Origin of the sequence: Nonomuraea sp. NPDC050383 (assembly GCF_044459125.1) — a bacterium.
Lineage (GTDB): Bacteria > Actinomycetota > Actinomycetes > Streptosporangiales > Streptosporangiaceae > Nonomuraea.
This window is the reverse complement of sequence record NZ_JBITIP010000013.1, coordinates 35,686-62,135: the sequence shown is the minus strand read 5'-3', so window position 1 is coordinate 62,135 and position 26,450 is coordinate 35,686. Positions and strand designations below refer to the sequence as shown.

The following is a 26,450-nucleotide window of genomic DNA, read 5'->3' as shown; positions in this document are numbered from 1 at the left end:
TGGTCAGGCCGGCGGGGACACCGCCTGGGCCGCCGCCCGCGCGATGCGCGCCTTGACGTCGCGGAAGTGCAGCCGCATCGCTTCCCGGGCGGCCTCGGCGTCCCGGGCGCGAAGCGCCGCCACGATCCGGCGGTGGTTGCCGACGATCTCCGCCGTCCGCTCCTCCGGCGGGCCGAGCGTCGGCTCGACCTCGTGGTAGACGTCCCAGAACAGGCCGATCAGCTGCAGCACCAGCTCGTTGCCGCACGACTCGTACAGCAGCGCGTGGAATGCCCGGTCGGCTTCCCGGTCCCGGTCCATGCCGTTGACCAGGGCGGCCAGCGCGGCGAGCCGGGTGGCGCTGGTGCTCCGGGCCACCTGGCCGATCAGCCCCGTCTCGAGCAGCTCGCGGACCTCGACGAGATCGTGCAGCGCGCGGATAACGCCGCCCGGCCCGGAACGCACCTGGAAGGCGAGCGAGGGGGTGAGGACGTCGAGCGAGGCGTGCCCGACGAACGTCCCATGTCCGTGCCGGATCTCCACGATGCCCAAGGCCCGCAGGGCCCGCACGGCCTCGCGGACGCTGTTGCGGCTCGCCCCGAGCAGCTCCATCAACTGCACTTCGGTCGGCATCGGTGACCCGGGGGCCAGTCCGCGCTCGTGGATCAGGGCGACGATGCGCTCCTGAAGCGACGCGCCGTCACGCGTACGCATGCTGCCCCCAGATTCGTCGAAAGACTCTGTGTCGAACATCCCACCTCTCGGTCCCGGAAGGGCGGGCGAGGCAGAGAATTCTACGCCGACGCCACGGACGGCCACCGGACGGACATGACTTGGTCACCATACGGTCAAAACGTAGGATGTCCCATGTGTATGGAACAGCTTGCGAGGTGTCGTGGAGAGATTGACGCCGGAGACGCTCGGCGGCACCTGGGGTACGGTCCTGCTGCCCGTCCGGGACGACGACTCGATCGACTGGGACCGCCTTGAGGCGGAACTGGACGTGCTCGTCGCCGTGGGGCTCGACGGCCTGTACGCGCACGGTACCGCCGGCGAGTTCCACGCGCTCGCCGAGGACGAGTACGACCGCGTCAACGCGCTGCTGGCCGAGCGGTGCGAACGGCACCGGCTGCCGTTCCAGATCGGCGCCGGCCACATGAGCGCGCAGACCGGCCTGGCGCGGGTGGCCCGCGCACGGGAGCTCCGGCCCGGTGCGATCCAGGTGACGCTGCCGGACTGGGTGCCGCTCTCGCGCGGCGAGGTGGTGCGCTTCCTGGCCCGCGTCGCGGCCGCCGCCGACCCGGTGCCGCTCGTGCTGTACAACCCGCCGCACGCCAAGACGCAGGTGCCGGCCGAGCTGTATCCGGTGATCCGCCGCGAGGTTCCCGCGGTCATCGGGATCAAGGTGGCCGGCGGTGACGCGCGGTGGTACGCGGAGATGGAGCGCCACGCGGCCGGCCTCGCCGTCTTCGTCGCCGGCCACGACCTGGCCACCGGACGGCGGCACGGTGCCGCCGGCTCCTACTCGAACATCGCCGCCCTCAGCCCGGCCGGCGCCATGGCATGGCAGCGGATGATGGTCGCGCGACCCGATGCCGCGCTCGACGTGGAGCGACGGATCCACGAGTTCTTCGCCGCGCACGTCCAGCCGCTCCAGCGCAGCGGGTACGCCAACCCCGCGCTGGACAAGTTCCTGGCCCACCTCGGTGGCTGGGCCGACATCGGCACCCGGGTCCGGTGGCCGTACGACTCGGTCGCCGCCTCGCTCGCCGTACGGCTCAGGCCACTGGCCCGGGCGCACCTGCCCGAGCTCTTCCCAGGGGCGTAGCGGGGTCCTCCGGTTCATGACCGGCATCCGGATGCCGGTCAGGGCGCGGCGACGGCGCCCACCGGGGCCCGGTGAGCGCCGTCGCCAAGCGGTTCCTGTCTTCTCAACCGACGTGGTCGAACGGCAGGCGCAGCCCGAGCTGACCGCCGATCGGCAGGTTCGCCCGCCGGATCAGGTCCAGCTCGGTGCCGGTGAGGGCGCGCCGGTAGACGCGGACCTCGTCCAGCGTCCCGCGGAAGCGGTCCACACCGTCCAGCCGCTGTCCGACGTGGATTCCCTCGATCCCGAACTCCTTGCCCAGGGTCAGCGAACCGGCCGGCGCCGCCGCCGCCGAGACCTGTACGCCGTCCACCAGGAGCCGGAGCTCGCCCTGCGCCCGCTGGAGCGCCACGAAGTGCCACTGCCCGTCGTTGTACGCGCTCGGCGACTGCACGGTCACGTTGAACCGGTCGACGGAGAGGACCGCCCGGATGCGGTTGCTGGCCGGTTCGGCCCGCAGCCACAGCGCCGGCGGGTTGGTGCCCCGGTTCACCCGGTGGAACCAGAGAATCGTGTGCGCGCCGGTCTTCTCCGAGTACCGGATCCAGGAGGTCAGCGTGAAGTCCTTCGCGCCGAGGTCGACGGAGTCGTCGAACGGCACCTCCACCCGGTCGTCCACCCGGTCCAGGGCCAGCCCGTTGCCGAACCGCCCCTCGGTGGGCTGCGCACCGCCGCGGACGTAGGCCGTGTTGCGGTTCGGCGACTTGTCCGGCGTCGTCGGACCGGGCGCCGGGGGCCCCGGGATGCCGGGCGGGGTGCCGTTGGGCGTCTCCAGGTACGCCTCGTTGAACCGCGCGAACCGGATCTGCTCGTACGGTGTGACGGTGCCGGCCTCGTACATCAGGGCCGCCTCGTCGCCGTCCAGGCGCACCATGTCCGAGTACGCCGACGGCCCCCAGTAGAAGACCTTGCCCTCGTTCCAGGTCTCGAAGCTGCGCCCCTCGTCGTAGGACGAGCGGATCCCCATCGCCTCCCGGGCGCTCGGGTGCATCGGCGCGGAGAAGAGGATGCGCTTGTCGCCGAAGCGCAGCAGCGACGCCTGGATGTCGGTCGTCGCCAGGGCCGGCATGGTGCGGAACGGCTCGTCCCACGTCTGGCCGCCGTCGCTGCTGGTCGCGTACGCCCGGCTGCCCTCGTCGGTCCCGCGCTCGCGGGCCGAGGCGTAGATCCGCCCGTCGGTGAGCTCGATGACGGTGACCTCCTGGGCGATGACCGTGCCGTCGTCGCGGGACGTCTCGGCGCCGATGTTCCAGGTCACGCCGCTGTCGTCGCTGTAGAGCAGGTGCGTGCCGTAGACGTGCTTGCCGACCCGGTCCCAGCTCTCGAAACTCGCCCCGACGACCAGCCGCCCGGCGTGCGGGCCGAGCTTGAGCTGGATGCCGTGCATCGGGCCGGTGGCGTACCAGAAGTTCCACTCCGGACGCTTGCCCTCGGTCATCTCCCTGGCGGCCGACCAGGTCGCCCCGTGGTCGTCACTGAACTGCACCCAGGGGTCGCGGTCACAGCCGTTCGGGCACGGCTCCCCGCCGTTGTGGGTGCTCACCAGCACGATCCGCCCGGTGCGCTCGTCGACGATCGGCACCGGGTTGCCGTGGGTCGTGCCGTTGCCCTCCGAGACCACCTGCAGGGGTCCCCAGGTCCGCCCGCCGTCGGCGGAACGGCGCAGCACGAGGTCGATGTCCTCGTCGTCGCCGCAGTCCTTCACCCGTCCCTCGGCGAACGCCAGGAGCATGCCGTTCGTGGCCCGCACCACGGCGGGGATCCGGAAGCAGCCGTATCCGAAGTCGCCCTGCTTGTAGAGCACCTGCTCGTCCACGAACGGTGCGGTGTCGCCGGTCGTGGCGGCCTCGAAGGTCCGCGCCGGCGCCGCGGTCGCCGGCGCGCCGAACGCGCTGACGAGTAAGCCGGCGAGCACCATCACGGCGCCCGCCCGGCGGCGCCAGGAGCTCCCGGTACGGCCCCCCGGGAGATATCTGTCGTGCATGTCCTCGCCCTTCCTGGAAGGAGAAAGTGAAGAGGAGACGTCCTACGTCCCACGTCGGATGTTAAACAGGGTGTGAACCTGGAATGTCGGTAGCGGACGGATATGTTGCTGACTTGTTACGGCGTGTCCGCTTCCACGGCATTGCCCTGGTTCTCCCGGCCGCGCCGGGCCTCTGGAAGCCCCGCTCCTCTGCACGGACGGCAGCGCGGCGGCCTGTGTCACGTCGAAACGCGGCCACGATGGCTCTGAGCTGGGCTTCGACGGGTCTGCCCCCCGCGGAAACCTTCGGGGGACGGAGAGCGGGTGAAGGCAGGCCGGGGCTGATCGAGCCGTTGGGGATGCAGCCGGCACACCGCGGTCGGGCGATCACGGTCGGCGGGGTGCGCGCGCTGCGGGAGCTGGGTTCGTCCAGCGTGGTGGTGGAGGTGTGCTGCGAGAGGTCCAACGTCGGGGGAGTGGCCGCCTACCGGTCGGCCGGCATGGAGCCGCTGCCCGAGAGGCGGGATCTGTACCGTTCAGCCAGTACGAGCACGCGAAGAGCTCCCATGAGCGATACCGGAGAACAACCGCGAACAAGGAAGCCGGCATCGGGCAATAAGCGCCGACCTCTTTCGAGAAAGGCGCCGGATGCATGACCCTTCTTCATACCCCGCCACACGGCTGGCGGCGGAGCCGGACGACGCGTCGGTCATCGCGAACTCGCGGCACGAGCCGGAGTGGTTCTCGTTGATCTTCGATCGGTACTTCACCGCAGGGCGCGGAGTTCGGCCGCCTGCGCCTGCGTCATCAGCCTTCATGCCGGGCCAGCTGGGGCCTCGTTCTCGGTCCGCACGGCCCGGACCGGGTCGTGCACATCGCCGTCCACCGCTCCGCCGACCGTGTGTTCGCGCCCAGTTCCTTCGGCGGCCAGAGTCCCAGCAGCTACGGGAACATGCTCCTGACCACCCCGGGCTGCGTGTACGCCGAGGCGTACGTGCACACCCCACAGGGCGACGGCCCCGTCGCCGTGACGCGCTGCGCGTAGGACGTCAGCAGGGGCCGTGGCCGGCGAGGTCGCCCACCCGGGTACGCCGGGATCCGGGCACCATGTCGGTGTAGGCGTGGTTGTAGCCGGGCGGTACGCGGAAGGTGCGGACGTAGGAGCCGTCGCAGGTCTGTACGTAGAACCAGGTCCCCGCGCCGGCTCCGGTGATCCGTGCCCACGAGGCGTCGCAGGAGGGGCTGTAACGACGCTCCAGCACCCCGAGCCTGGTGGAGAGCCGGTAGTTGGTGCGGGCGTCGCTGTCGCATCCCAGATCGATCGGGTCCAGCCCGTCACACCGCGTGCCGCTGCATCCTCTGCGCACGTCCCCGGAACGGACGTCCCGGCGTCCGCTGCCGGGGTCGTCCTGCGCGTGGACCGCGGACGCGGGGAGAAGAAGGCCGGCGCTCAGTGTGACGGCGGCAAGGGCTCGGTACATGCTGCTTCCTCCTGGAGGTGGGACGAACGTGACCTCGACGTTCCACCGTTCACCTCAGGCGAGGAAGGCCGTCCGAACAATCGTGAACAATCGAACATCCGCCGATCTCGCGCTGTCGCGCCCGCCGGAAACGGGTAGCTTCCCGGAGGGGACGTCCAGCGCGAGGGAGGCCCGCCGATGACCGAGGTTCCACCGCCGCGCGGCGAACGGTCGGTCGAGCTCCACGGCGACAACCACGGGATCATCACGACCGGCGACCACGTGAACATCACGCAGCTGGTGACGCGGATCGAGGCGGTGCGTCCGGTCGAAGGCGTCGCAGTGCCGCGGGGCCTGGGCAACGTGCCCGCCGTCCCGCGCACGTTCGTCGGACGCGTGGAGGACCTGGAGGTCCTCCACGAAACGCTGATCGAGGACAGGCCGGTGGTGGTGCGGGCACTGCACGGGATGGGCGGCGTCGGAAAGTCGACGTTAGCGGCGCGGTACGCGCGGCAGTACCGCGACCACTACGAGATGGTCTGGTGGATCGTGTCCGACACCGAGGAGACGGTGTCGGCGGGTCTCGCCGACCTGGCTGTCGCGCTCCAGCCCGAGCTCGGAGGGCTGCCCGCGCAGGCGCTCACGCTCCGGGCGAAGGCCTGGCTGGCCTGCCATTCCGGCTGGCTGCTGATCTGCGACAACGCCCCGGACCCCGGCGTGCTGGGCGATCTCGCCACGGCCGCCGACGGACGGATGATCATCACGAGCCGGCTGGCGCACGGCTGGCACACCCTCGGCGCCGACACCGTCCAGTTGGACGTCCTGGACGAGGCGGCCTCGCTCGAACTGCTCCTCTCCTTCGCTCCGCCCGGTCAAGCCGACGCCTGGCCGGGCGCGGCGGACCTCGCCGCCCACCTCGGAGGGCTTCCGCTGGCGATCGAGCAGGCGGGCGCCTACCTCCAGGAGACCGGTCTCACTCCCGAGGCATACCTGAGGCTCCTGCGCGACCAGCCGGCCCGCCTCCACGACAGCACGGCCGAAGGCTCCGCCGGACGCGCGACGATCGCCCAGGTCTGGAAGACGACCCTCGACACGATCGGAGTACGCTCCCCGCTTCCCGGCGACCTCCTCGCCATCCTGGCGTGGTTCGGCCCGGAACCCGTCCCGCGGACCGTCTTCCGGGCCCTGGCCGAGCCCAAGCCGGTCTACCGCCGGCGTCGTCTGTGGGAACGCCGCGACCGCAGCGGCTGGAGCACGACGCGGGCGCTGTGCGACTCCCTCGACGTGGAGGAGGCTCTCGGCCTCCTCGGCGCCTACAACATGGTCAGCCTGACCTCCGAGTCCGTGACCGTGCACCGGCTCATCCAGGACGTCACCCGGACGGCGGAGGGGGAGGCGCCCGGCATCGCGAGGGACCGCGCGGCGATCCTGCTCGAGCTCGCCTTCCCCGCGAACCCGAGTCTCCCTGCGGCCTGGACGGAGATCCGCGCGCTGCTCCCGCACATCACCGCGCTGGTGTCCAGGACCCCGAAGGACGCCGACGGCCTGGCCCTGACCTTCCTCCTGTGGCACACGTCCGTATTCCTCGGTGAGCAGGGTGACGTCCTGCGGGCCGTCGCCCTCCTGGACCGCTCGCTGGAGTCGGCCCTGCGGCTCTACGGCGCCGTCCATCCGGTCACGCTGTACATCCGTGACGCCCTCGGTGTGGCCTGCCAGGACGCGGGGGAGCTGGGTGACGCCATCGCGCTGCTCAAGGCGAATCTCGCCGACCGCAGGGCCCGGCACGGCCGAAACGACCCTCTCACCTTTGAGAGCCGCCGCCACCTCGCGCATGCCTACCAGGCGGCGGACGACCACGCCAACGCTAAGCGCCTGTTCGAGCAGCTCCTGGCCGACAGGGAACGGCTGCTCGGGCCGCACGACCCGCTCACGCTCCAGAGCCGCCACGATCTCGCCAACGCTCACTACCGCGCGGGCGACGAGGCGGTGTCGATCCCCCTCTTCGAGGAGGCCCTCGCCGCGTGCGAAGCCGTCCTCGGCCCGGCGCACGGCCATACCCTGGCGGTCCGCAACAACCTCGCGCTCGCCTGCGCGGCGAACGGCGAGGAGGAACGCGCGACCGCACTGCTGCGGAGGAACCTGGACGAGCGGGAACGGGAGCTCGGCGGCGACCACCCGGACACCCTCCTCGCCCGCTTCAACCTGGCGGACGTCCACGCGCGGACCGGGGACGAGGACGGCGCGCTCGCCATGCTGGAAGCCGTCGTGGAGGACGGCGACAGGGTCCTCGACGGCCTGCACCCCGACAGGCTCGCCAACCGCGAGGGACTCGCGGACGCCTACCTGGCGGCCAAGAACTACACGAAGGCCATCCCGTTGCTGGAGGAGCTGCTGGAAGACCGGGAACGCGCGCTGGGCCCCGACCACCCGACCACGCTGAACACCCGGTGCGAGCTCGCCGGAGCCTACGCGCTGACCGGTGCGCTAGACCGCGCCCTGCCGATGTTCGAGGAGGTCCTGGCCGCCCGAGAGCGGGTGCAGGGTGACGACCATCCCAGGACCTTGGACGCTCGCCGAGACCTGGCGCTCGCCTTCGAACAGGCGGAACAGCCCTATCGCGCCATCCCCCTCTTCAAGCGCGTCCTCGCGGACAGCTCCAGACTGTTCGGCCGAGACCACCCCGGCACGTTGGACGCCCGCCAAGATCTCGCGAGCGCGTATCAATCCGTCGATGACCTGAAACGTGCCGTTCCTCTGTACGTGGAGGCCGCGGAGGGCTTCGCGAGGCTTCTTGGCGAGGACGATCCGAAGACCTTCGGAGCCCGACGCGACCTGGGGTTCGCCTATGAGCAGGTCGGAGATCACGTACGTGCGCTTCGGCAGTTCGAGAGAGCCCTTCCCGGCCATGAGCTGGTACTGGGGCCGGACCACGTCCTGACCCGGGCCGTCCGCGACTCCCTGCGCTTCGTCGCCGAGAACCTCGACTGGCTCGGTGACGAGGACTAGACGGAACGACCGATGCGCAAAGGGCGGGATGACCGGTAACGCCTTCGCTACTTCAGTCCCGTTCGCGCCGCTTCGGGAGCAGGCTGGAGGCATGCCGAAGACGTCACCGAGGGCGGAGCGCGCGCCGGGTTCGCGGTTGTGGCGGGTCGTGGCGATCGCCGGGGTCGTCGTGCTGGCGATCTGCCTGGCGGCGGCACTGCTGTGGTTCTTCGCCGATCCGCTGCACCTGCCCGACCATGTGCTGGAGGTGCTGGATCAGCGGGCCAGTGTGGTCGGCATGTTCACCGGCATGGCGATGGGCGCGGCCGGGCTGGTAGTGGCGGCGGTGGCGTTGCGGGCGCAGCTGCGCGCCGGGCAGAACCCGCCGGCGGCCGCGCAGAGCACGGCGCCTGCGGTGCCGGGCGCCGGCGAGCGGGCGGTCACCCTCGGCGGCGACAACTTCGGCATCATCTCGACCGGGGACGGCGCGCGGAACGCGCAGATGCGTGGGCAGGCCTCCGGACAGGGGCGGGTGTACCAGGCGGGCGGCGACCAGAACATCGACGAGGTCGTCGACCATCGGCGCACGTACGGCGGCGATCACATCGAGTTCCACCACAGCACCTTCCCCGGCCAGGTCGTCGGCAAGCAGGTGACAGGCTCCGAGCCCGCCGCGCCGGACCAGGATCACGACGGGGATGACGATGGGCGGCGCTGAGGGCGACCACGTCGACTTCCACGACAACGTCTTCCATGACAAGGTCGTCGGCGCCGAATATCACCGGCACGAGCATCACCATTACCCGCCCAAGCCGGAGCCTGGCCAGATAGTCGAGGGGGACATCCCGCAGCGCCCGCCCGGCTTCCAGGAACGCCCTCAGCTGATGGAACGGCTCGCCGAGTTGCTCGGCGAACCCGGTACCGGCGGGAGGGAGGCGCGTGGCGGCGGGGCGGTGGTGATCTGCGCGCTGGCCGGCACACCCGGGGTGGGCAAGACGCTGCTGGCCGCCTGCTATGCCTGGGCCTGCCAGGCGGCGCGCTGGCCGGTGATCGCCTGGATCGCCGCCGAGACCCCCAACCAGATCCTGACCGGCCTGGCCGCGCTGGCCGAACGGCTCGGCCAGCGCAGGCCCGACGATGACGCCGCCACGGCCGCGCGGCGCGCCAAGGCATGGCTGGCCGCCACCGCCCAGCCGGCGCTGCTGGTCTTCGACAACGCCACCGACGTGGCGGCGGTACGCGCCTGGTGCCCGGCCACCGGCGCGACCCGGGTCGTGATCACTTCACGTAACCGCGCGTTCCTGCGCGCCTGTCAGCCGGTGCAGATGGAGATGTTCACCCCCGCCCAGGCGGCGGCCTTCCTGCACGAGCGCACCGGCCTGGCCGACCCCGCAGGCGCCGCCGAACTCGCCACCGAACTCGGGCATCTGCCGCTGGCCCTGGCCCAGGCCGCAGCGATGATCTCCCGGCTGTCCCTGGACTACCACGGCTACCTGGAAGAGCTGCGTGCCTTTCCCGTCCGCGACTACCTGCCCGCCCAGCACGGCGACGCCTACCCGGTCGGCACCGCTGAGGCGATCCTGTTGTCGGTTACGCAGGTGGAGAACGCACGGCCGGCCGCCCAGCGATTGCTCGGGGTGCTCGCGGTGCTGTCCCCGGCCGGCGTCCCGCTGCCGATCCTGCACGAGTGGTCCGGTGCGGGCACCGAAACGACAGGCATACGACACGTGCTGGCCGACCTGGCCGACACCTCGCTGATCACCTTCAGCGAGGACCGTCAGACGGTGGTGATGCACCGCCTCATCCAGCGGGTGCTGCGCGAACGCGCCACTCACCACGGCGGCCTCGGCACTCTCCTTGACCAGGCCACAGGCCTGCTGCGCGCCTTCAACGCCACGCTGCCCGAGGCTCTGCCACCTGGGCGGCTCGCACCGCGGTCGAGGTACTCGTCGAACAGACCGACACCCTCTACCGGCAGGCCCGCCCCGGCAACGGCCTCCATGCTGACCTGCTGAGACTTCGCGCCTGGGGCGGGCGGTACCTGTGCGAGATGGCCGACCTCACCCGCGCAGTCCCCCTGCTGCGGTCCACCCTCGCCGATCAGGAGCGGGTGCTGGGCGCCGGCCACCCCCACATCCTCGAATCCCGCAACAACCTCGCCGCCGCCTACCAGCTGGCGGGGGACCTGGGCCGCGCGGTTCCCCTGATGGCGGCCACGCTGGCCGACTGCGAGCGCTTGCTGGGTGCCGAGCATCCCACCACCCTGCGATTCCGCAACAACCTCGCCACCGCCCACTACACGGCGGGTGACCTGGGCCGGGCAATCCCGCTGTACGAGCAGACGCTGGCCACACGGGAGCGGGTGCTGGGCGCCGACCACTCCCACACCCTGGCCGCCCGCAACAACCTGGCCGTCGCCTACGAGGCGGCGGGGGGCCTGGGCCGGGCCGTTCCCCTGCTGGAGGCCACGCTGGCCGATCGGGAGCGCGTGTTGAGTGCCGACCACCCGGACACCCTGGCCTCCCGCAACAACCTCGCCGGCGCCTACCAGGCGGCGGGTGACCTGGGCCGGGCCATCCCCCTGTTCGAGGCCGCCCTGGCCGACTGCGAGCGCGTGCTGAGCGCCGACCACCCGACCACTCGAATCGTTCGGAGAAACCTTGGATCAGCCATCGGGAGGAGCACGCGGGACATGGTCGAGCCGAGAGCCGATCTTGCTGAAGGCCTCGGTGTCGAGGAGGATGCCGCTGGGCGCCGCTCGTTGTGACGCCGCCCAGGGCCCGCCTACTTGATCGCGCCCGCGCCGATGCCCTTCACGATGTGACGCTGCGCCATCAGATAGAAGATCACCATCGGCACGATCGAGATGGTCGTGGCGGCTAGGAGGATCTGCTGCTGCGGCGTCTCGGCCGAGGTGAACGCGGTCAGGCCGCGCTGGATCGGCATGAGGGAGTTGTCCTCGAACAGGACGAGCGCCATGAGGTACTCGTTCCACGCGCCCAGCCCCTGGATGACCGCCACGGCGGCGAGGCCGGGCCGGGCCAGCGGGAGGATCACGTTCCAGAAGATGCGCAGCGGGCCGGCGCCGTCCAGCGCGGCCGCCTCCTCCAGGGCGCGGGGCTGGCTGACGAAGAAGCTGCGCATGATGAGCGTCGACATGGGGATGCCGGAGGTGATGAGGATCAGCACGTAGCCTGCGGGATTGTTTGTCAGGTTCAAGGTGATGAGCAGCTTGTACTGCGCGAGGAACATGGCCGGCGTAGGGATGATCATCACGGCGAGGATGACGAACGTGAACACGCCCTTGCCAGCGAAGTCGAGCCGCGCGAGCGCGTACCCGGCGAGGCTGGACACCACCAGGATGCCGACGACCGCAAATCCGGTGTAGAGCACGCTGTTGCGCAGGTAGACGCCGAGTTCTCCCTGCACCCACGCGGTCACGTAGTTGTGCCACTGCGGGTCGGCGGGCAGGAAGCTGTCGTTGGAGAGCAGCTCCGTGAGGCTCTGCAGAGACCCGGACGCCATCCACAGCAGCGGAAACAGCGCGATCAGCGCGGCGACGCCCAGCAGCCCGTACAGGCCGACCTTGTCGAGACGTACGCCCCGCCGGGTCCCGCCTGCGGCACCGTCGCCACCGGCTTCACCGGGCGGGTCATCGGCATGTACGCCACCGAGCGCTCGGCCGCCTTCGACTGGTTCACCTACCAACCCGTGCGGCCCTGAGCGGTGGGCTCGATGATCTCTGCCTCGATCGGGGCGACCAGGGACGCCCCCCACGACGCGTAACAGACTCGTCACTCGACTGACTATGGTCACGATCAGTGATCTCCCGGAAGCATTGAGTCTCCCGAAGAGTGGAGGCGGATGTGGCCAGTGAGTTCCAGCGTAGAAAGGTCGGCGGAGTCTTTCGTGCGATGGATGTGGATGGCGACGGCCGACTGACCCAGGCCGACTTCCAGGCGCTCGCCCACCGCTGGACGGCCGTCGCGGGGTCCGTCGACCCAGACCGACTGGCCTCCATCATGACCGGTTGGTGGCTCGTGCTCCGGGCCGCCTCCGGCCCTGGCGGCGGCGACGCTGTCTCCCTCGACGAGGTGCTTCGCGTGGTGGAAGGACTCGGTGACATGGCCGACGCCGTCTCCGGCACTGCCGACGCGATGTTCGAGGCCATCGACCTCGATGGCGACGGCCTCATCTCCTGTTCGGAATACGGCGCGCTCATCGAGACGTGGAACGGGGCGCCCTCAGCAACCGACGAGATCTTCCCGCGCCTCGATCTGGACGGTGACGGCCACCTCACCCGCGACGAGTTCCGCATCCACTGGACGGAGTTCTGGGCCGGCGACAACCCGGATGCTCCCGGAACCTACGTATTCGGCGCGCTGGTGGAATAGCGGCAAGCCGCTGGGTGGCTGCTGCGCAACTCCACCACCCTCACCCTGACGAGCAACAACACCTGGACGTCGTGCGGGCTCTGCGGCCTACCGGGGCAGGCCGGCGCGTGTGACAGCCGAGGCCAGGGCCCGGTTGACCGCCGCGGTGTAACGGTAGAACGCCGTGGTGCGGTTGGCCGGGTTCTCGATCCAGGAGCGGGCCAGCCTTCCGTCTTTGAAGAACTGCTCGCGTTGGCCTTGGGACAGTTCGAGCTGGACGCCCCGGTTCCTGAGGTTTCTGTTGGCGATGTTGCGCGGGCTGTCTCCGCCGATCTCTTCGGGGATCGAGTCAGCGACCGTGAAGCCGGCGGCGCGGAGCTCGGCGGTGATCGTTTTGATCAACACGGTGTCGCGGCCTCCCACGTATGTGGTCGCCTTGGCGCCGGACGCGCCGTGCCAGGAGACGGTGTAGCTGCTCTGAGCGACCAGCCTCACCGCACTCGGCTCGTCGAAGCTGGTGGAGGTGAGATGCAGGTCGGAGTTGCCGGCGGGCTTGATGCCCTCGAAGGAGTAGAAGGCGTGGTCGCCCGCCTTCGCCGCGTAGTCCGCGAGCTGAGTGGTGGGGGCTTCGATGGCGCCGCCGTGGATGGCGATGTACGCCACCTTTGCCCCGCGAGTGGACCGCTGGGCGATCCGGTAGTCCTTGCCCTTCACCTCGTGCGCCGCGAGCTCGGCGTAGCTGCCGTACTCGTCAACCGCCTGCGCCGGTACCGCGCTGCCGACCAAGCCGGCCACGACTCCCAAGACGAGTAGGGCTCTCTTCATCGAATGCTCCTGATGTGATCATGGACATTGCGGGCGAGAGCCTAGCAAGTGTCGGCGTACGACAAGTTCGCAACGGAAATCGCGCTCGAAACTGCTGAACTTTTCTCACATCCGTCATATCCAACCCCGATATGAACAAGATCCAGAAACTTGCCGCCCTGTCCGTGCTCCCTGTCGCCGCAGCTCTCCTGGCGCTCCCCGCACAGGCGGCGGAGCGCCCGAGCTGTCCCGTCCCCAGCAAGGCGGAGGCGAAGCGGTCGTCCGATGCCAAGTCCGACAAGCCGCCGAGAGGTGCCACCGCCATCAAGGGGCTGCACGTCAACCACCTGCCGAAGGGCTTCACGTACGGACAGGTGGTCGTCAACAAGCACGACGGCATCACCGAGTACGGCTACCAGTGGACCGACGACCGCGACGACGTGGACATCCGGCACCGGTCGCTGTGGGTCAGGGTGGTGTGCTGGCCGAAGGCCGGCTCACTGGCACAGCTCAGGAACGCGCCGTTCGACACGGGGACGTTCTCCGGAAACACCAGGACCGTGAAGATCGGCGACCGTCAGGTGCTCACCCAGAAGGGCGACGGCGCGCTGGGCCACGGCCGGTACGCCGGCTGGGTCGAGCGGAAGGGCGTCGTCGTCACCGTGATGGCCAGCCAGCCTCTCGTACCCGAGCTGACGAAGATCATCAAGGGCATCGAGCTCTGAACCGGCCGACCCCGCCTCCACTCCCTGCCGCGCGCGCCGCCCAGCAGGGAGTCCTGGGGCTCCTCTGGCCGGGCGAGCTCATCGAGGACACCGGCGCTGCGCGTTCGACCCGGCCCGCTACAAGCGTCGCAACGTCGTCGAACGCTGCTTCAACCGGCTCAGGCAGTTCAGAGGCATCGCCACCCGCTACGACAAGCTCGCCGTTCATTACCAGGCAGGTGTCACCATCGTCTGCCTGTTGCTATGGCTCACATGAGATCCACAAAACAGGCTCTAGAAGGTTGCGACCCGGCCGCCGGTGAGGTCCCAGCGCCGTCGCCCGCGCCGGTGGCGGCGGGTGACGTGGCGGAGTGGGGCGTCCTCGGGATCGGCTGCCGGACCTCCATGAGCGAGGGATGGCCGGACTGTAACCTCCGGATGCCGTCACCGGATGGGGACCTGGAGGTCGTGGAACGGGCCGATCTGGACCTTGACAGTGTCGGCGGTGCCGGGCAGGGCGAAGAGGCTCCAGAACTCGCGGGTCTGGCCGGGTGCGAACTTCTCGGTGCTGATGCGGACGCCGGAGACGTCCGTGCATGCGCAGTAGAAGTCCACGCCGTCGTCGGTGGGGACGTCCAGGCGGCCGGGCAGGTACTGGCGGCCGGCGGCGACGTCGGTCACCCGGACGTTGCTTGCGGCCTGGTACTTGTACGCCTCCCAGTCCTGGGCGTGGTGAAGGTCCCTGAACCAGGTCTCGGCCGGTCCCTCATTGGTGATCTTGTAGGTGAGCAGCCCGAGGCCGCCGGGCAGTCGGCGCAGGCCGGCGATCTCCATGGCGATGGGCTGGCCGTCCGCCTTGGTGGTGGCGGTCAGGTCGGTCGCGCCGGGAGAGGTCGTGGCCGCCGGCTCCTGGGCAGCGGGCTGAGGTTTGGGGAAGGTCACGGTGACGCGGCGGTTGCGGCGTTTGCCCTCGTCGCTGTCGTTGTCGTAGAGCGGGCGGCGCGAGCCGTACCCCTTGGCCTGGAAGCGGACCCCGCCCCTGGGCAGCAGCGCCGACAAGGCGCGCTGTACCGCCTGAGCACGGCGCAGTGACAGCGGGTCGTTGATGGCGTCGTTGCCGGAGGAGTCGGCGTGGCCCGCCACCGTCACCACCGTGGCGGGGGAGGCGTCGATGAGCTTGGCCGTGCGGGCCATGATCGACTTGGCATCGGGGGTGAGGGTGGCCTTGTCCACCGCGAACAGCACGTCGGAGGAGAGGTTGACCTGCAGGTCCTTGCCGTCGTCGGCGGTCTCCTCCGACTTGTCCAGGGACTCGGAGGGGAGGATGAGGCGGCGGGTGACCGGGGTGACGGGCTCGGCATCGGGGTCGGGAAAGTCGCCGGGCGGGGCTTCGTCGCTGATGGGCACGTTGAGCATCGGAGGGCCCACGGGGGTGACGACGGTGGTCGTCACAGGATTGCCCGACGGTGCGGGCAGCACCGCGTAGACGGTGATCGACCGGCCAGGGTCGATGAAGCGGCCGAGGCCGTCGCGGTCCAGGTCGCTGCAGAGGCAGGGGGAGCCGGCGGGTTTGTACGGCAGGATCCAGGTGCGGGCTTGCGCGTCGAGGACGCCGATGCCGGAGGCCCACTTGATCGCGCCGAGGGGGCGGGTGCGGTCACCCATCTCGCCGGGCCAGGACAGGTGCTTGTCGGTGCCGGTGTTGGACAGCCGGATCTGGGCGATGAGGTGCTTGCCCTTGACGCGGTTGAGGCCGACGACCTCGACCTTGAGGTTCTCGGTCATGGTGCTGCGGGTTTCGGCCAGGGCCGGTCGGGTGTCTTGATCCGATGCCGTGGCGGTGGCGGGTGGAGCGCTGGTGGCCGGGGGACTCGACGTCGGTGCGGTGGTGGTGGGCGGGGGCGCGGTTTCCTTCGTCGGCAGCCCCCTGCACCCGGCCGTGGCCAGCGTGAGTACGGCGGTCAGGGCCAGGATCCGATGAGGAATGGGGGAGAATGCATCCCGTCCGACATGTTGGCGCTCAGGCCGCGTGAGAGCGATGCGCACACCCCGGTCTGAGGTGTGCCGTCCGTCAGCCGCGCTCATGCGACACCACCAGGAACGAGCCCGGAGCTACCACGTCCATCACCGGCTTGACGATCGCGTGCGGGCCATACGCCCGCGCGCTGGAGCCGGTAGGGATTGCACCAGCGAGGCCTACGGCAATTCCTGCAGCCCGTAGTTTTCTTTGCATGAGCGACCCCTTCTCGGATGGCCTTGGGTAATACCTGCAGGGTGGCCGCCGGCGAGCTGCGGTCTTTCGATCGCGGTCCTTGCTTGCTCAACGCGAGCCCGTGGCAACCATGCGGGGCTGTCCCAGTCGCACGTGTAGCCGATGACGATTCCAGCACCCGTCCTGCCGCCCACACGCTGAGGCAGGATCGCCCACGCCGGCTCCGGCAGAGCCAGAACCATACTATACGGTATAGTACGGAACTAGCTCGTCGTGATCAATCCACTGCATGGAGAGAGACGTGTCAGCATTGCCCGATCCGGTTTGGCCGGTCGTCGTCCTAGCGATCATCCGCCGGTGACGCCGTCACGTGCATCAAGCCCGTTCCGTTCATCGCCCAGTGCTTCGAAGACGTGAAGTGGCCGCGACGTTACTGGTCGATCATGTCGCCGCTGAAGTTCGCCGTCGCGGCCGGTCTGATCCTGGGCATCTGGCTGCCGTATCTCGGCGCCGTGACCTGTGCCGCGCTCGTCCTCTACTTCATGGTCGCCATCGCGATGCACATCGCGGCACGAGACTTCGGCCGCAACCTCTTCCTCAACGCCACCGCCATGCTGCTGATCTGCGTCGCAGTCGGCGTCTACAGCTTCATGGCATGAAGCTCGGTTGGTGGCCGGCTGCCGGGTGGGTGAGGTGCCGGCTCTCGGCGGCTGTCCGCTGACCAGGTCACCCGCAGCGTGTGCGAGCCGTACACAAGGCTGAGGACGCGGAGGCCCACCTGCTCGTACGGATCGGCCAGGGGGAGACTGGGGAAGCGACGCAGCAGTGCGCGGAAGGCGATGCGCATCCCCACCTGGTGGGTTGCCTATAAGGCGGGAATCCTGGCGTTCGCGCTGGTCGTTGTCGGCGTTCTCGTCCGGCCGCGCCGGTCCGGGGCGTGGGCCTGGCTTGGACGGCCGCGTCGGCGAGGAGTCAGGCCCCAGTGGTTCGGAGCATCACAGTGAGAGTCACTGAAGCCGCCTCATGATCACTCACCGGTCCCCAGACAGAGCGGAAGCGCCTGGATGATCAGCTGGCTCGTCGCTTCGACGGAGGAGTCGTCGATGGTCCGGCCGGTGTTGAGGACACGCCACTGCGTGAGCCCGACCAGTAGATCAAGGGCCAGGTCAAGGTCCAGGTCGGCGGGCAACTGGCCACGCTCCACCGCGCTCCTCAGAAACCGCTCGCACGCGATCCTGCGCGGCTGCCGGATCGCGGTGTCGAATGCCGCGGAAAGCCCGGGATTGCGAGCGGCCTCGGCTGTCAGATCGAGCACGATGCGCATGACCACGGGATCCGACAGCGTATCCGCCACCGCTCGGACGTAGGCGCGTACGTCGCTACTCAGGTCACCAGCCCCGCCTGCCGGGACCTGCCGGGACGCGATGACGTCGATGAGGTCGACCACCATCGCCTCTTTCGAGGGCCACCGCCGGTAGAGCGCGGCCTTTCCCGTACCGGCCCGCCGGGCCACCGCGCCCATTGACATACCGGCGTAACCTGCCTCCGCCAGCTCGGCGACCGCCGCCGCGACGATGGTGTCGGTGACTGTCTGCCGCAGCACGGCGGCGCCACGACCACGCGGGTGGATCTCAGCCATATCGGCGATAATACCCGAGACGGAACGGTTGCGTCTCGACTTCATGGCCGCCTATCCTCCAAATGGAACGGATTGGTTCCGTCCTGAATTGAGGGAAGACATTGACCGACGTAGAGGTCCTCATCGTCGGAGGCGGACCGACCGGGCTGACGCTGGCTTGCGAGCTGGCCCGGCGCGGCGTCACCTTCCGAGTGATCGACAAATCTCCCGAATTCCACCGCCAGTCTCGGGGTAAGGGCATACAGCCACGCAGTCTGGAGGTGTTCGACGATCTCGGCGTGGTCCAGGACTTCCTGGACGCGGGGACGTCCGAGATGCCGGCGCGGATTTACATGGACCGCCGGTTCGTCGCGGAGCTGCACCTCCTGGCCGGTGTCCACTCGCGGCCGGATGTGCCGTACCCGACGCTCGTCCTGCTGCCGCAGTGGCGCACCGAGCAAATACTCCGCGCCCGCCTGACCGAGCTGGGCGGTCACGTGGAGCGCGGCCTACAACTGGCCGACCTCAAGCAGTCCGACAGCCAGGTCGTCGCGCAGCTCACCACGGGTGAAGTGATCCACGCCTCCTACCTCGTAGGCTGCGACGGCGGAAGCAGCGCCGTGCGCGAGGCCGCCGGGATCACCTTCCCCGGGCTGGTGTCGGAGACCGAGCACTATCTGCTCGGCGACGTGGAGGTGGACGGCCTGCCGCGCGACGGCTCCTATGTCTGGTACGCGGCGGATGAGTCCTCCGTGGGCCTCGCGTTGCTGCCCGGTACGCAGTCGTGGCAGTTCGGCCTCACCGTACGCCCCGGCGAGGAGGGCGCCGGTCAGGAACCCTCACTCGAGCTTTTCCAGCGCCTGTTCGCGCAGCGAACCGGCCGGACGGATGTGCGCCTGCACAACGCCACCTGGCTGTCGCGCTTCAGCTACAAGGTACGGCTCGCCGACCGCTACCGTGCCGGCCGCGTCTTCATCGCCGGAGACGCCGCCCACGTCCACCCGATCGCGGGCGGTCTCGGCATGAACACCGGCATCCAGGATGCCTACAACCTGGGCTGGAAGCTGGCCCTCGCGGTACGCGGCCAAGCCCCCGACAGCCTGCTCGACACGTATGAACGGGAGCGCCGCCCGGTTGCCGAATCCGTGCTCAAGACCAGCGGCGCCGGCATGACCGCGCTGTTCTCCACCAAGCCTCTGATGACCTTCCTTCGCGACCGGATCATCCTGCCGCTGATGCGCAGCCCCGCGGTGACCAAGGCGATCGTCAGCAAGACCTCCCAGCTCAACGTGAACTACCGCAACTCCGAGCTGTCGGTCGGCGACAAGGGCAAGGTCCGTCCCGGCGACCGTGCACCCGACTCGCCGTGCCGGCATCCGGTGACCGGCGAGCAGTCGCGGCTGTTCGACCTCTTCCGCGGCCCTCAATTCACGCTGCTCCAGTTCGGCGCGGTGGCGCCAGGTCTGGCCGAGCGCCTGGACGCCCTCTACGGCGACGACATCCGCGTCTACCATCTGGAGCCAGGGGCCCCGAGCAAGCGCTATGGCGCCAACAGGGGGACGCTCGTCCTCGTCCGGCCCGACGGTTATGTGGCCGTACGGACCCGGTCAGGCGACGCGGTGGTCGACTACCTGAGGACAATCTCAGTCACCTGAATCGGGACGAGCCGCTGCTGCCGGATCCGCTCCAGTTCGGCTCCGCAGGAGCGCCGGCAGAGGTGACTGTTCCCCCGGGATTCCCCCCCGTCGGGCACGCAACGCCTGGATCACTCACCGCTGGGAGACACGTCCCCCTCGACCCCGATGATCCTCACCAATCCACGCGATCTCACAGGGCCTTTGTGATCGGCGTTCATTGACGTGTAGCGCTTCCGACCGCCCCCGAGAAGGGGAGCTTATCGGCGAAATCGGTCACGGCAGCGACGAATGCGTGAGGCTTGTCGTTGTGGATGACGTGCTTGGCGTCGATCCGCCGGTAGACGGTCTGCGGGGCGAGCTGGCGTACCCGGCGGGCGTCTTCGTCGTCCATGGCTCCGACGAGCCCGTATCTCTCCGCCCAGTTCCAATTGGCGTGCAGCAGCAGGACGGGGCAGGCGGATGATCTGCTTGGTGCCGTAGATCGACCACTGGTCGGACACAGGCTGTAGGCCGCGGGCGTTGTAGCGCGGACGGGACCCGCCACCAGCTGTTTGTACTGACTGAGTAGCCACTGTGTAGTGGATCTCTGGCAGCGGCTCCCACTCTTGATCGCAGAGGGCGCGATCGGTGCGCCCCCTGAGGAACTGGGAGTTCGTCATGGTCAAGACCGCCCGTCGTTACGCGAAGTACGCCGTCAGCACCCTGTCCAGCGCCATCTTCGGGCTGCAGGTCTGACGAACACCGAGTGATCCCCCGGGAGCTCTCTCCCGGGGGACACCACGACGGGAGGAATGCGGCGTGTTCGGCACCGCGGTGCGCCAGCTCGGCTACGCCTGGTCGATGATGTCGGGGCGCAGGTTCCGGCTGCGGGACGTCTACACGCTGGTCGACGACATGCGCGAGACGCTGGAGACGTTCGGCTCGCCCGGCGAGGGCGCCGACGACCTGATCGCGGGCAACGACCCCGAGCTTCAGGAGGACCTCACCCGGCGGCGGCTGCGGCGCACAGTGGCCCACGCGGCGGCGGAGAGCCCTTACTACCGGCGGTGGTTCGCGGAGCACGGCGTGGACCCGGCCTCGATCACCCCGCGAACCCTGTCCTCGATCGCCCCCACCTCCAAGGCCGACCTGCGCGGCAGGCCGGCGGCGTTCGTCTCCGACCGGGCCAAGCCATCCGTGCTCGCGCACACGACGGGCACGACGGGCACGCCCACGCTCGTGTGGTTCTCCGCCTACGAGATCGAGCTGCTGTCGTGCCTGTCGGCGCTCTCGCTCATGATGTCCGGGAACGTGCGCACGGACGACGTGTGGGCCAACGCGAGCAGCTCGCGGTCCGTCGCGCAGATCCTCACCGAACGGGCCGTCACCCGTACCGGGGCCGTGTTCGCCCACCTGGGCACCATCGACCCGGCCGCCACGCTCGACCGGCTGGCCACTCCGCTGCACGTTCCGGGCAAGCGCGCGCAGATGTCTCACCTCAACGTGCCGGCCTCCCACCTCGCGGCGCTCGTGCAGGAGGCCGAGCGGGGCGGCTGGCGGGCCGCCGACTTCGCGCTGACCACCATCTGGTCCGGCGGCGAGGTCCTCACCGACGCGCTGCGCGAGCGGGCGGAGCACGCGTTCGGGGCCGAGGTCCGCGACGGGTACGGCATGACCGAGATCGCCCCGGTGTCCGGCCGCGTCTGCCCCGACGGTCATCTGCACCTGTCCGCCGACCAGGGCCTGGTCGAGATACTCGACCCCGAGACCCTGGCCACCGCCGCTCCTGGCGAGATCGGCACCATCGTCGTGACGCCGTACTCCGCGTTTCGCGACACCACGCTCCTGCTCAGGTACGTCACCGGCGACCTCGTCCAGGTTCTGGCCGAGCCCCCGACATGCGCCCTCGCCGCCCTGCCCGCCACCTCGCGGGTGCTCGGCCGCAGGTCACCCGGCGGGCTGACCACGCGTGACGTGCTGGACCTGTTGCAGGCCGAGCACGCGCTGCCGCTGCCCACCCGGTACGCCCTGGAGGGCACCATCCTGTACGTCGTCGCGGGCAAGGCCGAGCAGGGCCTGCTCGGCCGGCTGGAGGAGCGTGCCCACGGGCTGCCCCTGACCGGCATCGTTCTGGTCGAGACCGCCGAGGACCTGCCCACGCCCTGCCGGCTGCGCACGGACCTGCTGGAGATCAGCTTCGAGCGAGGACTGTGATGACCCCGTACGTGCTCGCCCTGTACGCCCTCGTCGCTCTGGCCGTCGCGCTCACCGCCGCGTACCTGCGCCGTTACGTCATGCCCAGACCGCCGGTCGGCCGGATGGTGGGCGCGGACATCGCGGTCATGGTGGTGACGCTGGTCGTGATGCCGTTCGCGTACCTGCACCTGCCCACGGGCGTCGTCGTGTCGATCTTCGGGCTCGCGGTCCTGACGTTGACCCAGCTCACCCTCGCCCCCGTGCTGGGCGGCCGGTGGGGCATGATCGCCGCCCTGCTCCTGTGCGCCGCCGACGTCACCGCCTTCGCGCTGGGATGGCCGGCCGCGCTCCTTGTGATCAACGACGCCCTGCTGATCCTGCTCGTCGTCGGCGTGGTGAACATGTGGGTGCAGGCGGCGATCACCCCCGCGCAGGTGGCCGCCCTGGCCGCCGCCCTCACCCTGTACGACACGCTGGCCACCGGGCTGACGTCGCTCACCGCCGACTTCGTCCAGCGGATGCAGGGGCTGCCGTTCGCGCCCGTGCTGGCCTCCTCCTATGGCGACGATCCCGCCCTCATCGGGCTCGGCGACTGCCTGATGTTGTCGATCTGGCCGGTGGTGGCGCTGCGGGCGTTCGGGAAGGCGGCCGCGTGGTGTGCCGCCGGTCTGGAGGCCGTCCTGCTGGCTCTGTCCATCGGCTTCGTGCTGTCCCATGGCCGGCTGCTGCCGCTGCTGACCGTGCTCGGGCCGCTGATCGTCGTGCAGTGGCTGTACTGGCGGCGGTGGCAGGCCCGCCGGACGCCCGCCCCGGCCCGGCCGGAGGTGAACCGGGCGCTGGAGGTGGCCGACGCGCCCGCCGGGATGTGGGCCGCCCTGTCGCCCGAGGGCGTGCTGGTCGCCGAGGGCGCCACCCCGGGGCTGGCGCGCAAGGAGGCCAGGCTGGCGGGAACGCAGGGTGTGCCGGTCGTATGGCGGCTCGGCGAATAGCGTCGGTCAGGGCGCCAGGAACGCGGCCACCTCCCGTCCCTCCGCCGCGTCGCCGAACAGGGTGAGGGAGCCGCGCCACGCCGCCGCCGACTCCTCGTGCCGCCCCAGCAGGGCGTAGGCCCGGCCCAGCTCCCTGAGAACGCGGGCTCGCCACACCGAAGGCCCGTCGCCGCCGAGCCGTTCCAGCGCGGCCCGCAGGTCCGCCACCGCCCGGCGGGGCTCGCCCTGGCGCAGGTGCACGACGCCGAGCGTGTGCCCGGCCAGCGCCTCGCCCAGGGTGTCGCCGCTTTCCACGAACAGCCGCAGGCTCGCCGCCAGTGTCTCGGCCGCCTCGTCGAAGCGGCCCAGCGCACCCAGTGCCTCCCCCAGCCGGCGCAGCGCCTTGCTCGTCTCGGCGCGATCGCCGAGCGCCTGCGCCGTCAGCAGGCCCTCCCGGTAGCGGACGACGGCCTCCGCAGTCTCGCCCCGGTGGTAGAGGGCGGTGCCGAGGCCGCGCAGCAGGTTGCCGCGGATGGCGTAGTCGTCCTTCTCGGTCACCTCCAGCCGCGCTCTGGCGATCTCCACGGCCCGCCCGTGCTCACCGCGCTCGACGTGGATCCAGACAGGCCAGGTCCACGCGTACGCCAGCCCGGCGGCGTCACCGTGAGCCGCCATCAGGTCGAGGCAGGCGTACGCGTCGGCCAGCGCCTCGTCCAAATGGCCCATGCCATGCCGCGCGGCGGCCCTGACGATCAGCGCGTACGCCGCTCCGTGCCTGTCGCCGGCGCGATCGAACTCCGCCAGCAGCACGCCGCACATGGTCTCGGCCGATGGGAACCGACCCCATTCGATCTCCACCGTGGCCAGCAGCAGCCGGGCCCGCAACGCGGCGCGCCCATCGCCCAGCCCGATCACGATCCGCTGGACCAGCTCGGCGTCGGCCAGGAACCGATCCATGATCAAATAGCTGGTGAGGTGGTGACCCAGCTCGGCCGCCGCGTCGTTCAGGCCCAGCTCGGCGGCGGTGCTGAGGGCGAGCATCAGCGTACGCCGCTCGGCCGCCAGCCACATCTCGCTCACCCGTACGTCGGGCGCCGCCCCCTCCTCCGGCTCGCACTCGTACGGCGGGGCCAGCAGGATCGGCAGGCGGCGCGTGGCGGCCCGGGTACGCCGCAGGCATTCCAGCACGTGGCCGGTGAGCGCCGCACGCCGACTCTCGGGGGTCTCCTCCGCCTGCGCCCGTTCCCGCGCGTACACCCGCAGCAGGTCGTGCAGCCGGTAGCGGGGCTGTCCGGCCCCGTCCACCTCGGTCGAGGTGAGCATGCCCCGCGCGACCAGCGTCTCCAGCGCCGCATCCGCCTCCAGCGTCGCCGTCCCCAGCTTGTCCGCATCCCCGTCTGAGCCAGGCGGTCTGGCGGTCGCCGCGTCCGTTTCCGTGGCGGGTGCTCTGAGGAGGGCCGCGACCGACCACTCCGCCACGCTGTCCAGCCCGGCCAGGCCCAGCAGCCGGAACGCGCGCCTGGCCGGGTCCGGCAGCGCCGCGTAGCTCGGCTCGAACGTCGCGCGCACGTCCAGCCCGCCGACGACCAGCTCGTCCAGGCCCCGTCCGGCCAGCCGGGTGGCGAACTCGCTGACCGGCCAGACCGGCCGGGTGGCCAGGCGGGCTCCCGCGACCCGGATGGCCAGCGGCAACCGGCCGCAGGAACGCAGGATCTGCTCGGCCGCGTCGGGCGCCGCACCGATGCGGTCCGGGCCCGCCACGCGTTCCAGCAGGAGCCTGGCGTCCTTCTCGTCAGGGACGTCGAGCGTGAACCGTACGGCACCTTCCAGGGCGGGCAGCGGAGAGCGGGAGGCCACCAGGACGGCGCCGCGTGCGGTGCCCGGCAGCAGGGGGCGGAGCTGGTCCTCCTCGACGGCGTCGTCCAGCACGAGGAGCACCGCCCGGTCGGCCAGCCGCTGACGCAGCAGTCCCGCGCGTTCCTCGACCGGGATGGGGATGAGCGCGCCGTCGAGGCCGAGCGAGCGCAGCAGCACGTCCAGCAGCTCGCCGGGCTCCCGGGGGCCGCGCGCGTCCCGTCCGAGCCGGACGAAGAGCTGCCCGTCGGGATAGTCGGCTCGCAACAGGTGCGCCAGTCGTACGGCGAGCGTGGTCTTGCCCACGCCGGGCAGACCGGACACGACCACGATGGGCGGACCGAGCCGATCCGCGCCCGCCCGCAGCAGCCCCAGCAGCTCGGCGATCTCTCCCTCACGCCCGACGAAGTCCGCGGTATCGCCGGGTAACTGGCACAGCCCCCGGAACGCCATCGGCCGAGCGCCCGCTTCGGCGTCCGCGGACGGCGGCATGCCGTGCGGGTCGGCGTCCGCGGCCGGCGGCGGCGAATGACGACCGCCCTCTCCTGTCGGTGACGGCGAGTGGCGCCCGGCCTCTCCGGCCGATGGCGAGTGATGATCGGTCTCGCCGGGGAGCAGCGGCGAACGGCGATCGGCGTCGCCGGAGAGCAGCGCGGCGTGCAGGCGGCGCAGTTCCGGGCCCGGCTCGATGCCCAGCTCGGCCACCAGCAGCTCACGCGCCTCGCGGAAGGCGTCGAGGGCCTCGTCCCGCCGCCCGCTGCGGTGCAGGGCGACCACGAGCTGCTCTCGCAACCGCTCACGCAGCGGGTGGGCGGCGACGAGAGTACGCAGTTCGGCGGCGAGGCCGTCGTGGCCGAGCGCGAGCCGTACGTCGATCCACTCCGATCTGGCCACCGCCAGCTGCTCCTCCAGCTCGGTGATCCGCGGCGCCACGGCCCCGCTGAGCGGTACGTCCTCGGCCGGGGTTCCGCGCCACAACGCGACTGCGGCCGCGTACTCCCGCTCGGCCGCCACCAGGTCGCCGTTCGCCCGTTCCCTGCGCGCCCGGCGTACGCCCTCCTCGAACACCAGCAGGTCCAGACGCTCCGGCGGGACCTCGCAGGCGTACCCCGACCCCTCGGTCCCCAGCCACAGGCCGCTGCCTTCCAGGGAGCGGCGGAGCTGATGGACGTAGGTCTGGACGTTGGACAGTGCCGAGCGGGGCGGGTCGTCCCAGAGGGCGCCGATCAGGCGTTCGGTGGAAACGGTCACGTTCGGGTGGAGCAGCAGGACCCCGATCACGGCCCGCTGCTTGCGGCTGAGACGGATCCGGCCGCCGGGTCCATTGAGGCGAATGGTGCCCAGGATCGCGAAGTCCACCGGTCCCCCCTCGTGCGTGATCGGATGATCAGCTTTCCGGAAGGCAGTACACCTCTGGTGACGCCCATTTGACAAACGCGGCAAGCCGGACGATCAGCGATGGCCGGTGTCGGGCGCCGGTAGCTCGCGTCACTCATCCAGCAGGGCCGCGCCCGGGACCTGACGGCCGGATACGCCGGCGGCCGGCCCAGCTGGCGGGTACAGGCTGCCGCAATCGGTGCGCGGCGGGTAGCCCCCGCCACCTCCAGCCGGGCACCCCGCTCGGCTCTCCTCCAGTTGGGAAGTTGAGGCTCACAGGTGGTCACGGAGGTCAGAGCCTGCGGGAATTCCTGCACTTCGGGCTGCCGCGGCCACCGGACACGCGGATGCGTGTCCAAGGGCTTCAGCTCGGCCATGGCGCGCCCGGCCGCTGGTCCCCGGCGTCACCGGTCATTGTGCGAGACATCGGCGCCGTGGATCACCGGCGCCGCTTCGGCCAGCCACCCGCTTCGT

21 protein-coding genes and 2 pseudogenes are annotated in these 26,450 nt (G+C 70.4%); 13 read left to right on the top strand and 10 right to left on the bottom strand.

Annotated elements, in window-relative coordinates; all coding sequences use genetic code 11:
• Positions 1 to 3: 3 nt before the first annotated feature.
• The gene (locus tag ACIBG4_RS28885) at positions 4 to 693 is read right to left on the bottom strand and encodes a FadR/GntR family transcriptional regulator (RefSeq protein ID WP_397204496.1); all 690 of its coding nucleotides are present in this window, start codon (positions 691 to 693) and stop codon (positions 4 to 6) included.
• Between the two features lie 181 nt (positions 694 to 874).
• Here ACIBG4_RS28885 and ACIBG4_RS28880 point away from each other — a divergent pair, with 181 nt between their 5' ends.
• Entirely contained in the window at positions 875 to 1,807 is a 933-nt protein-coding gene (locus tag ACIBG4_RS28880) for a dihydrodipicolinate synthase family protein (protein WP_397204495.1), read from the top strand.
• A 103-nt stretch (positions 1,808 to 1,910) separates the two neighbouring features.
• Here ACIBG4_RS28880 and ACIBG4_RS28875 read toward each other — a convergent pair whose 3' ends face one another.
• Entirely contained in the window at positions 1,911 to 3,830 is a 1,920-nt protein-coding gene (locus tag ACIBG4_RS28875; protein ID WP_397204494.1) for an exo-alpha-sialidase, read from the bottom strand.
• Positions 3,831 to 4,677: 847 nt separating this feature from the next.
• On the opposite strand from ACIBG4_RS28875, the gene ACIBG4_RS28870 reads away from it, so the two are divergent.
• Entirely contained in the window at positions 4,678 to 4,854 is a 177-nt protein-coding gene (locus tag ACIBG4_RS28870) for a hypothetical protein (RefSeq protein WP_397204493.1), read from the top strand.
• Positions 4,855 to 4,858: 4 nt separating this feature from the next.
• Here ACIBG4_RS28870 and ACIBG4_RS28865 read toward each other — a convergent pair whose 3' ends face one another.
• Positions 4,859 to 5,290, bottom strand: coding sequence for a DUF2690 domain-containing protein (locus tag ACIBG4_RS28865; RefSeq protein WP_397204492.1), 432 nt, complete (start codon positions 5,288 to 5,290; stop codon positions 4,859 to 4,861).
• A gap of 177 nt (positions 5,291 to 5,467) precedes the next feature.
• On the opposite strand from ACIBG4_RS28865, the gene ACIBG4_RS28860 reads away from it, so the two are divergent.
• The 4 genes from ACIBG4_RS28860 to ACIBG4_RS28845 all read left to right on the top strand — a co-directional run bounded on the left by ACIBG4_RS28860 (position 5,468) and on the right by ACIBG4_RS28845 (position 11,021).
• Positions 5,468 to 8,275 carry a tetratricopeptide repeat protein gene (locus ACIBG4_RS28860; RefSeq protein WP_397204491.1) on the top strand — a complete coding sequence of 936 codons (2,808 nt, stop codon included), beginning with the start codon at positions 5,468 to 5,470 and terminating at the stop codon, positions 8,273 to 8,275.
• Positions 8,276 to 8,366: 91 nt separating this feature from the next.
• Positions 8,367 to 8,972, top strand: coding sequence for a hypothetical protein (locus ACIBG4_RS28855; protein WP_397204490.1), 606 nt, complete (start codon positions 8,367 to 8,369; stop codon positions 8,970 to 8,972).
• A complete protein-coding gene (locus tag ACIBG4_RS28850) occupies positions 8,959 to 10,269 on the top strand; it encodes a hypothetical protein (RefSeq protein ID WP_397204489.1) in 1,311 nt (436 codons plus the stop codon). Before ACIBG4_RS28855 ends, ACIBG4_RS28850 begins: the two co-directional genes overlap by 14 nt.
• Positions 10,263 to 11,021 (top strand): tetratricopeptide repeat protein, encoded by a 759-nt coding sequence (locus ACIBG4_RS28845; protein ID WP_397204629.1) that lies wholly within the window; start codon positions 10,263 to 10,265, stop codon positions 11,019 to 11,021. The genes ACIBG4_RS28850 and ACIBG4_RS28845 overlap by 7 nt, the downstream gene beginning before the upstream one ends.
• A gap of 17 nt (positions 11,022 to 11,038) precedes the next feature.
• Here the strand turns inward: ACIBG4_RS28845 and ACIBG4_RS28840 are convergent, their stop codons facing one another.
• Positions 11,039 to 11,779, bottom strand: coding sequence for a carbohydrate ABC transporter permease (locus ACIBG4_RS28840; protein WP_397204488.1), 741 nt, complete (start codon positions 11,777 to 11,779; stop codon positions 11,039 to 11,041).
• A 23-nt stretch (positions 11,780 to 11,802) separates the two neighbouring features.
• The gene (locus tag ACIBG4_RS28835) at positions 11,803 to 11,955 is read right to left on the bottom strand and encodes a hypothetical protein (RefSeq protein WP_397204487.1); all 153 of its coding nucleotides are present in this window, start codon (positions 11,953 to 11,955) and stop codon (positions 11,803 to 11,805) included.
• Positions 11,956 to 12,120: 165 nt separating this feature from the next.
• Here ACIBG4_RS28835 and ACIBG4_RS28830 point away from each other — a divergent pair, with 165 nt between their 5' ends.
• On the top strand, positions 12,121 to 12,648 hold the full coding sequence (locus ACIBG4_RS28830; RefSeq protein ID WP_397204486.1) for an EF-hand domain-containing protein: 528 nt from the start codon (positions 12,121 to 12,123) through the stop codon (positions 12,646 to 12,648).
• Between the two features lie 87 nt (positions 12,649 to 12,735).
• Here ACIBG4_RS28830 and ACIBG4_RS28825 read toward each other — a convergent pair whose 3' ends face one another.
• Positions 12,736 to 13,452 (bottom strand): poly-gamma-glutamate hydrolase family protein, encoded by a 717-nt coding sequence (locus tag ACIBG4_RS28825; protein ID WP_397204485.1) that lies wholly within the window; start codon positions 13,450 to 13,452, stop codon positions 12,736 to 12,738.
• Between the two features lie 131 nt (positions 13,453 to 13,583).
• Here ACIBG4_RS28825 and ACIBG4_RS28820 point away from each other — a divergent pair, with 131 nt between their 5' ends.
• Complete coding sequence (locus ACIBG4_RS28820; RefSeq protein ID WP_397204484.1) at positions 13,584 to 14,156, top strand: hypothetical protein; 573 nt, start codon at positions 13,584 to 13,586, stop codon at positions 14,154 to 14,156.
• A gap of 118 nt (positions 14,157 to 14,274) precedes the next feature.
• Positions 14,275 to 14,412, top strand: a pseudogene (locus ACIBG4_RS28815) (IS5/IS1182 family transposase); the annotation flags it as partial.
• Positions 14,413 to 14,579: 167 nt separating this feature from the next.
• On the opposite strand, the gene ACIBG4_RS28810 reads toward ACIBG4_RS28815, so the two are convergent.
• Positions 14,580 to 15,920 carry an OmpA family protein gene (locus tag ACIBG4_RS28810; protein WP_397204483.1) on the bottom strand — a complete coding sequence of 447 codons (1,341 nt, stop codon included), beginning with the start codon at positions 15,918 to 15,920 and terminating at the stop codon, positions 14,580 to 14,582.
• Between the two features lie 798 nt (positions 15,921 to 16,718).
• Here ACIBG4_RS28810 and ACIBG4_RS28805 point away from each other — a divergent pair.
• Positions 16,719 to 17,006, top strand: a pseudogene (locus ACIBG4_RS28805) (DoxX family protein); the annotation flags it as partial.
• Positions 17,007 to 17,374: 368 nt separating this feature from the next.
• Here the strand turns inward: ACIBG4_RS28805 and ACIBG4_RS28800 are convergent.
• The gene (locus ACIBG4_RS28800) at positions 17,375 to 18,031 is read right to left on the bottom strand and encodes a TetR/AcrR family transcriptional regulator (protein ID WP_397204482.1); all 657 of its coding nucleotides are present in this window, start codon (positions 18,029 to 18,031) and stop codon (positions 17,375 to 17,377) included.
• Positions 18,032 to 18,087: 56 nt separating this feature from the next.
• Here ACIBG4_RS28800 and ACIBG4_RS28795 point away from each other — a divergent pair, with 56 nt between their 5' ends.
• The gene (locus ACIBG4_RS28795; RefSeq protein WP_397204481.1) at positions 18,088 to 19,620 is read left to right on the top strand and encodes an FAD-dependent monooxygenase; all 1,533 of its coding nucleotides are present in this window, start codon (positions 18,088 to 18,090) and stop codon (positions 19,618 to 19,620) included.
• A gap of 196 nt (positions 19,621 to 19,816) precedes the next feature.
• Here ACIBG4_RS28795 and ACIBG4_RS28790 read toward each other — a convergent pair whose 3' ends face one another.
• Positions 19,817 to 19,993, bottom strand: a complete 177-nt coding sequence (locus ACIBG4_RS28790; RefSeq protein ID WP_397204480.1) for a hypothetical protein — start codon at positions 19,991 to 19,993, stop codon at positions 19,817 to 19,819.
• 407 nt (positions 19,994 to 20,400) lie between these two features.
• On the opposite strand from ACIBG4_RS28790, the gene ACIBG4_RS28785 reads away from it, so the two are divergent.
• Both ACIBG4_RS28785 and ACIBG4_RS28780 read left to right on the top strand, forming a co-directional pair.
• On the top strand, positions 20,401 to 21,795 hold the full coding sequence (locus ACIBG4_RS28785) for a phenylacetate--CoA ligase family protein (protein ID WP_397204479.1): 1,395 nt from the start codon (positions 20,401 to 20,403) through the stop codon (positions 21,793 to 21,795).
• Entirely contained in the window at positions 21,795 to 22,766 is a 972-nt protein-coding gene (locus tag ACIBG4_RS28780) for a hypothetical protein (RefSeq protein WP_397204478.1), read from the top strand. The genes ACIBG4_RS28785 and ACIBG4_RS28780 overlap by 1 nt, the downstream gene beginning before the upstream one ends.
• A 6-nt stretch (positions 22,767 to 22,772) precedes the next feature.
• Here ACIBG4_RS28780 and ACIBG4_RS28775 read toward each other — a convergent pair whose 3' ends face one another.
• Complete coding sequence (locus ACIBG4_RS28775; RefSeq protein ID WP_397204477.1) at positions 22,773 to 25,958, bottom strand: AfsR/SARP family transcriptional regulator; 3,186 nt, start codon at positions 25,956 to 25,958, stop codon at positions 22,773 to 22,775.
• Positions 25,959 to 26,450 lie beyond the last annotated feature (492 nt).

Excerpts from the sequence above, each read along its gene's own strand:
- ACIBG4_RS28875 (WP_397204494.1), bottom strand. The coding sequence starts at position 3,830 with ATGCACGACAGATATCTCCCGGGGGGCCGTACCGGGAGCTCCTGGCGC.
- ACIBG4_RS28825 (WP_397204485.1), bottom strand. The coding sequence starts at position 13,452 with ATGAAGAGAGCCCTACTCGTCTTGGGAGTCGTGGCCGGCTTGGTCGGC.
- ACIBG4_RS28780 (WP_397204478.1), top strand. The coding sequence starts at position 21,795 with ATGACCCCGTACGTGCTCGCCCTGTACGCCCTCGTCGCTCTGGCCGTC.
- ACIBG4_RS28790 (WP_397204480.1), bottom strand. The coding sequence starts at position 19,993 with ATGGACGACGAAGACGCCCGCCGGGTACGCCAGCTCGCCCCGCAGACC.
- ACIBG4_RS28800 (WP_397204482.1), bottom strand. The coding sequence starts at position 18,031 with ATGAAGTCGAGACGCAACCGTTCCGTCTCGGGTATTATCGCCGATATG.
- ACIBG4_RS28860 (WP_397204491.1), top strand. The coding sequence starts at position 5,468 with ATGACCGAGGTTCCACCGCCGCGCGGCGAACGGTCGGTCGAGCTCCAC.
- ACIBG4_RS28865 (WP_397204492.1), bottom strand. The coding sequence starts at position 5,290 with ATGTACCGAGCCCTTGCCGCCGTCACACTGAGCGCCGGCCTTCTTCTC.
- ACIBG4_RS28855 (WP_397204490.1), top strand. The coding sequence starts at position 8,367 with ATGCCGAAGACGTCACCGAGGGCGGAGCGCGCGCCGGGTTCGCGGTTG.
- ACIBG4_RS28885 (WP_397204496.1), bottom strand. The coding sequence starts at position 693 with ATGCGTACGCGTGACGGCGCGTCGCTTCAGGAGCGCATCGTCGCCCTG.
- ACIBG4_RS28810 (WP_397204483.1), bottom strand. The coding sequence starts at position 15,920 with ATGACCGAGAACCTCAAGGTCGAGGTCGTCGGCCTCAACCGCGTCAAG.
- ACIBG4_RS28820 (WP_397204484.1), top strand. The coding sequence starts at position 13,584 with ATGAACAAGATCCAGAAACTTGCCGCCCTGTCCGTGCTCCCTGTCGCC.
- ACIBG4_RS28840 (WP_397204488.1), bottom strand. The coding sequence starts at position 11,779 with ATGGCGTCCGGGTCTCTGCAGAGCCTCACGGAGCTGCTCTCCAACGAC.
- ACIBG4_RS28850 (WP_397204489.1), top strand. The coding sequence starts at position 8,959 with ATGGGCGGCGCTGAGGGCGACCACGTCGACTTCCACGACAACGTCTTC.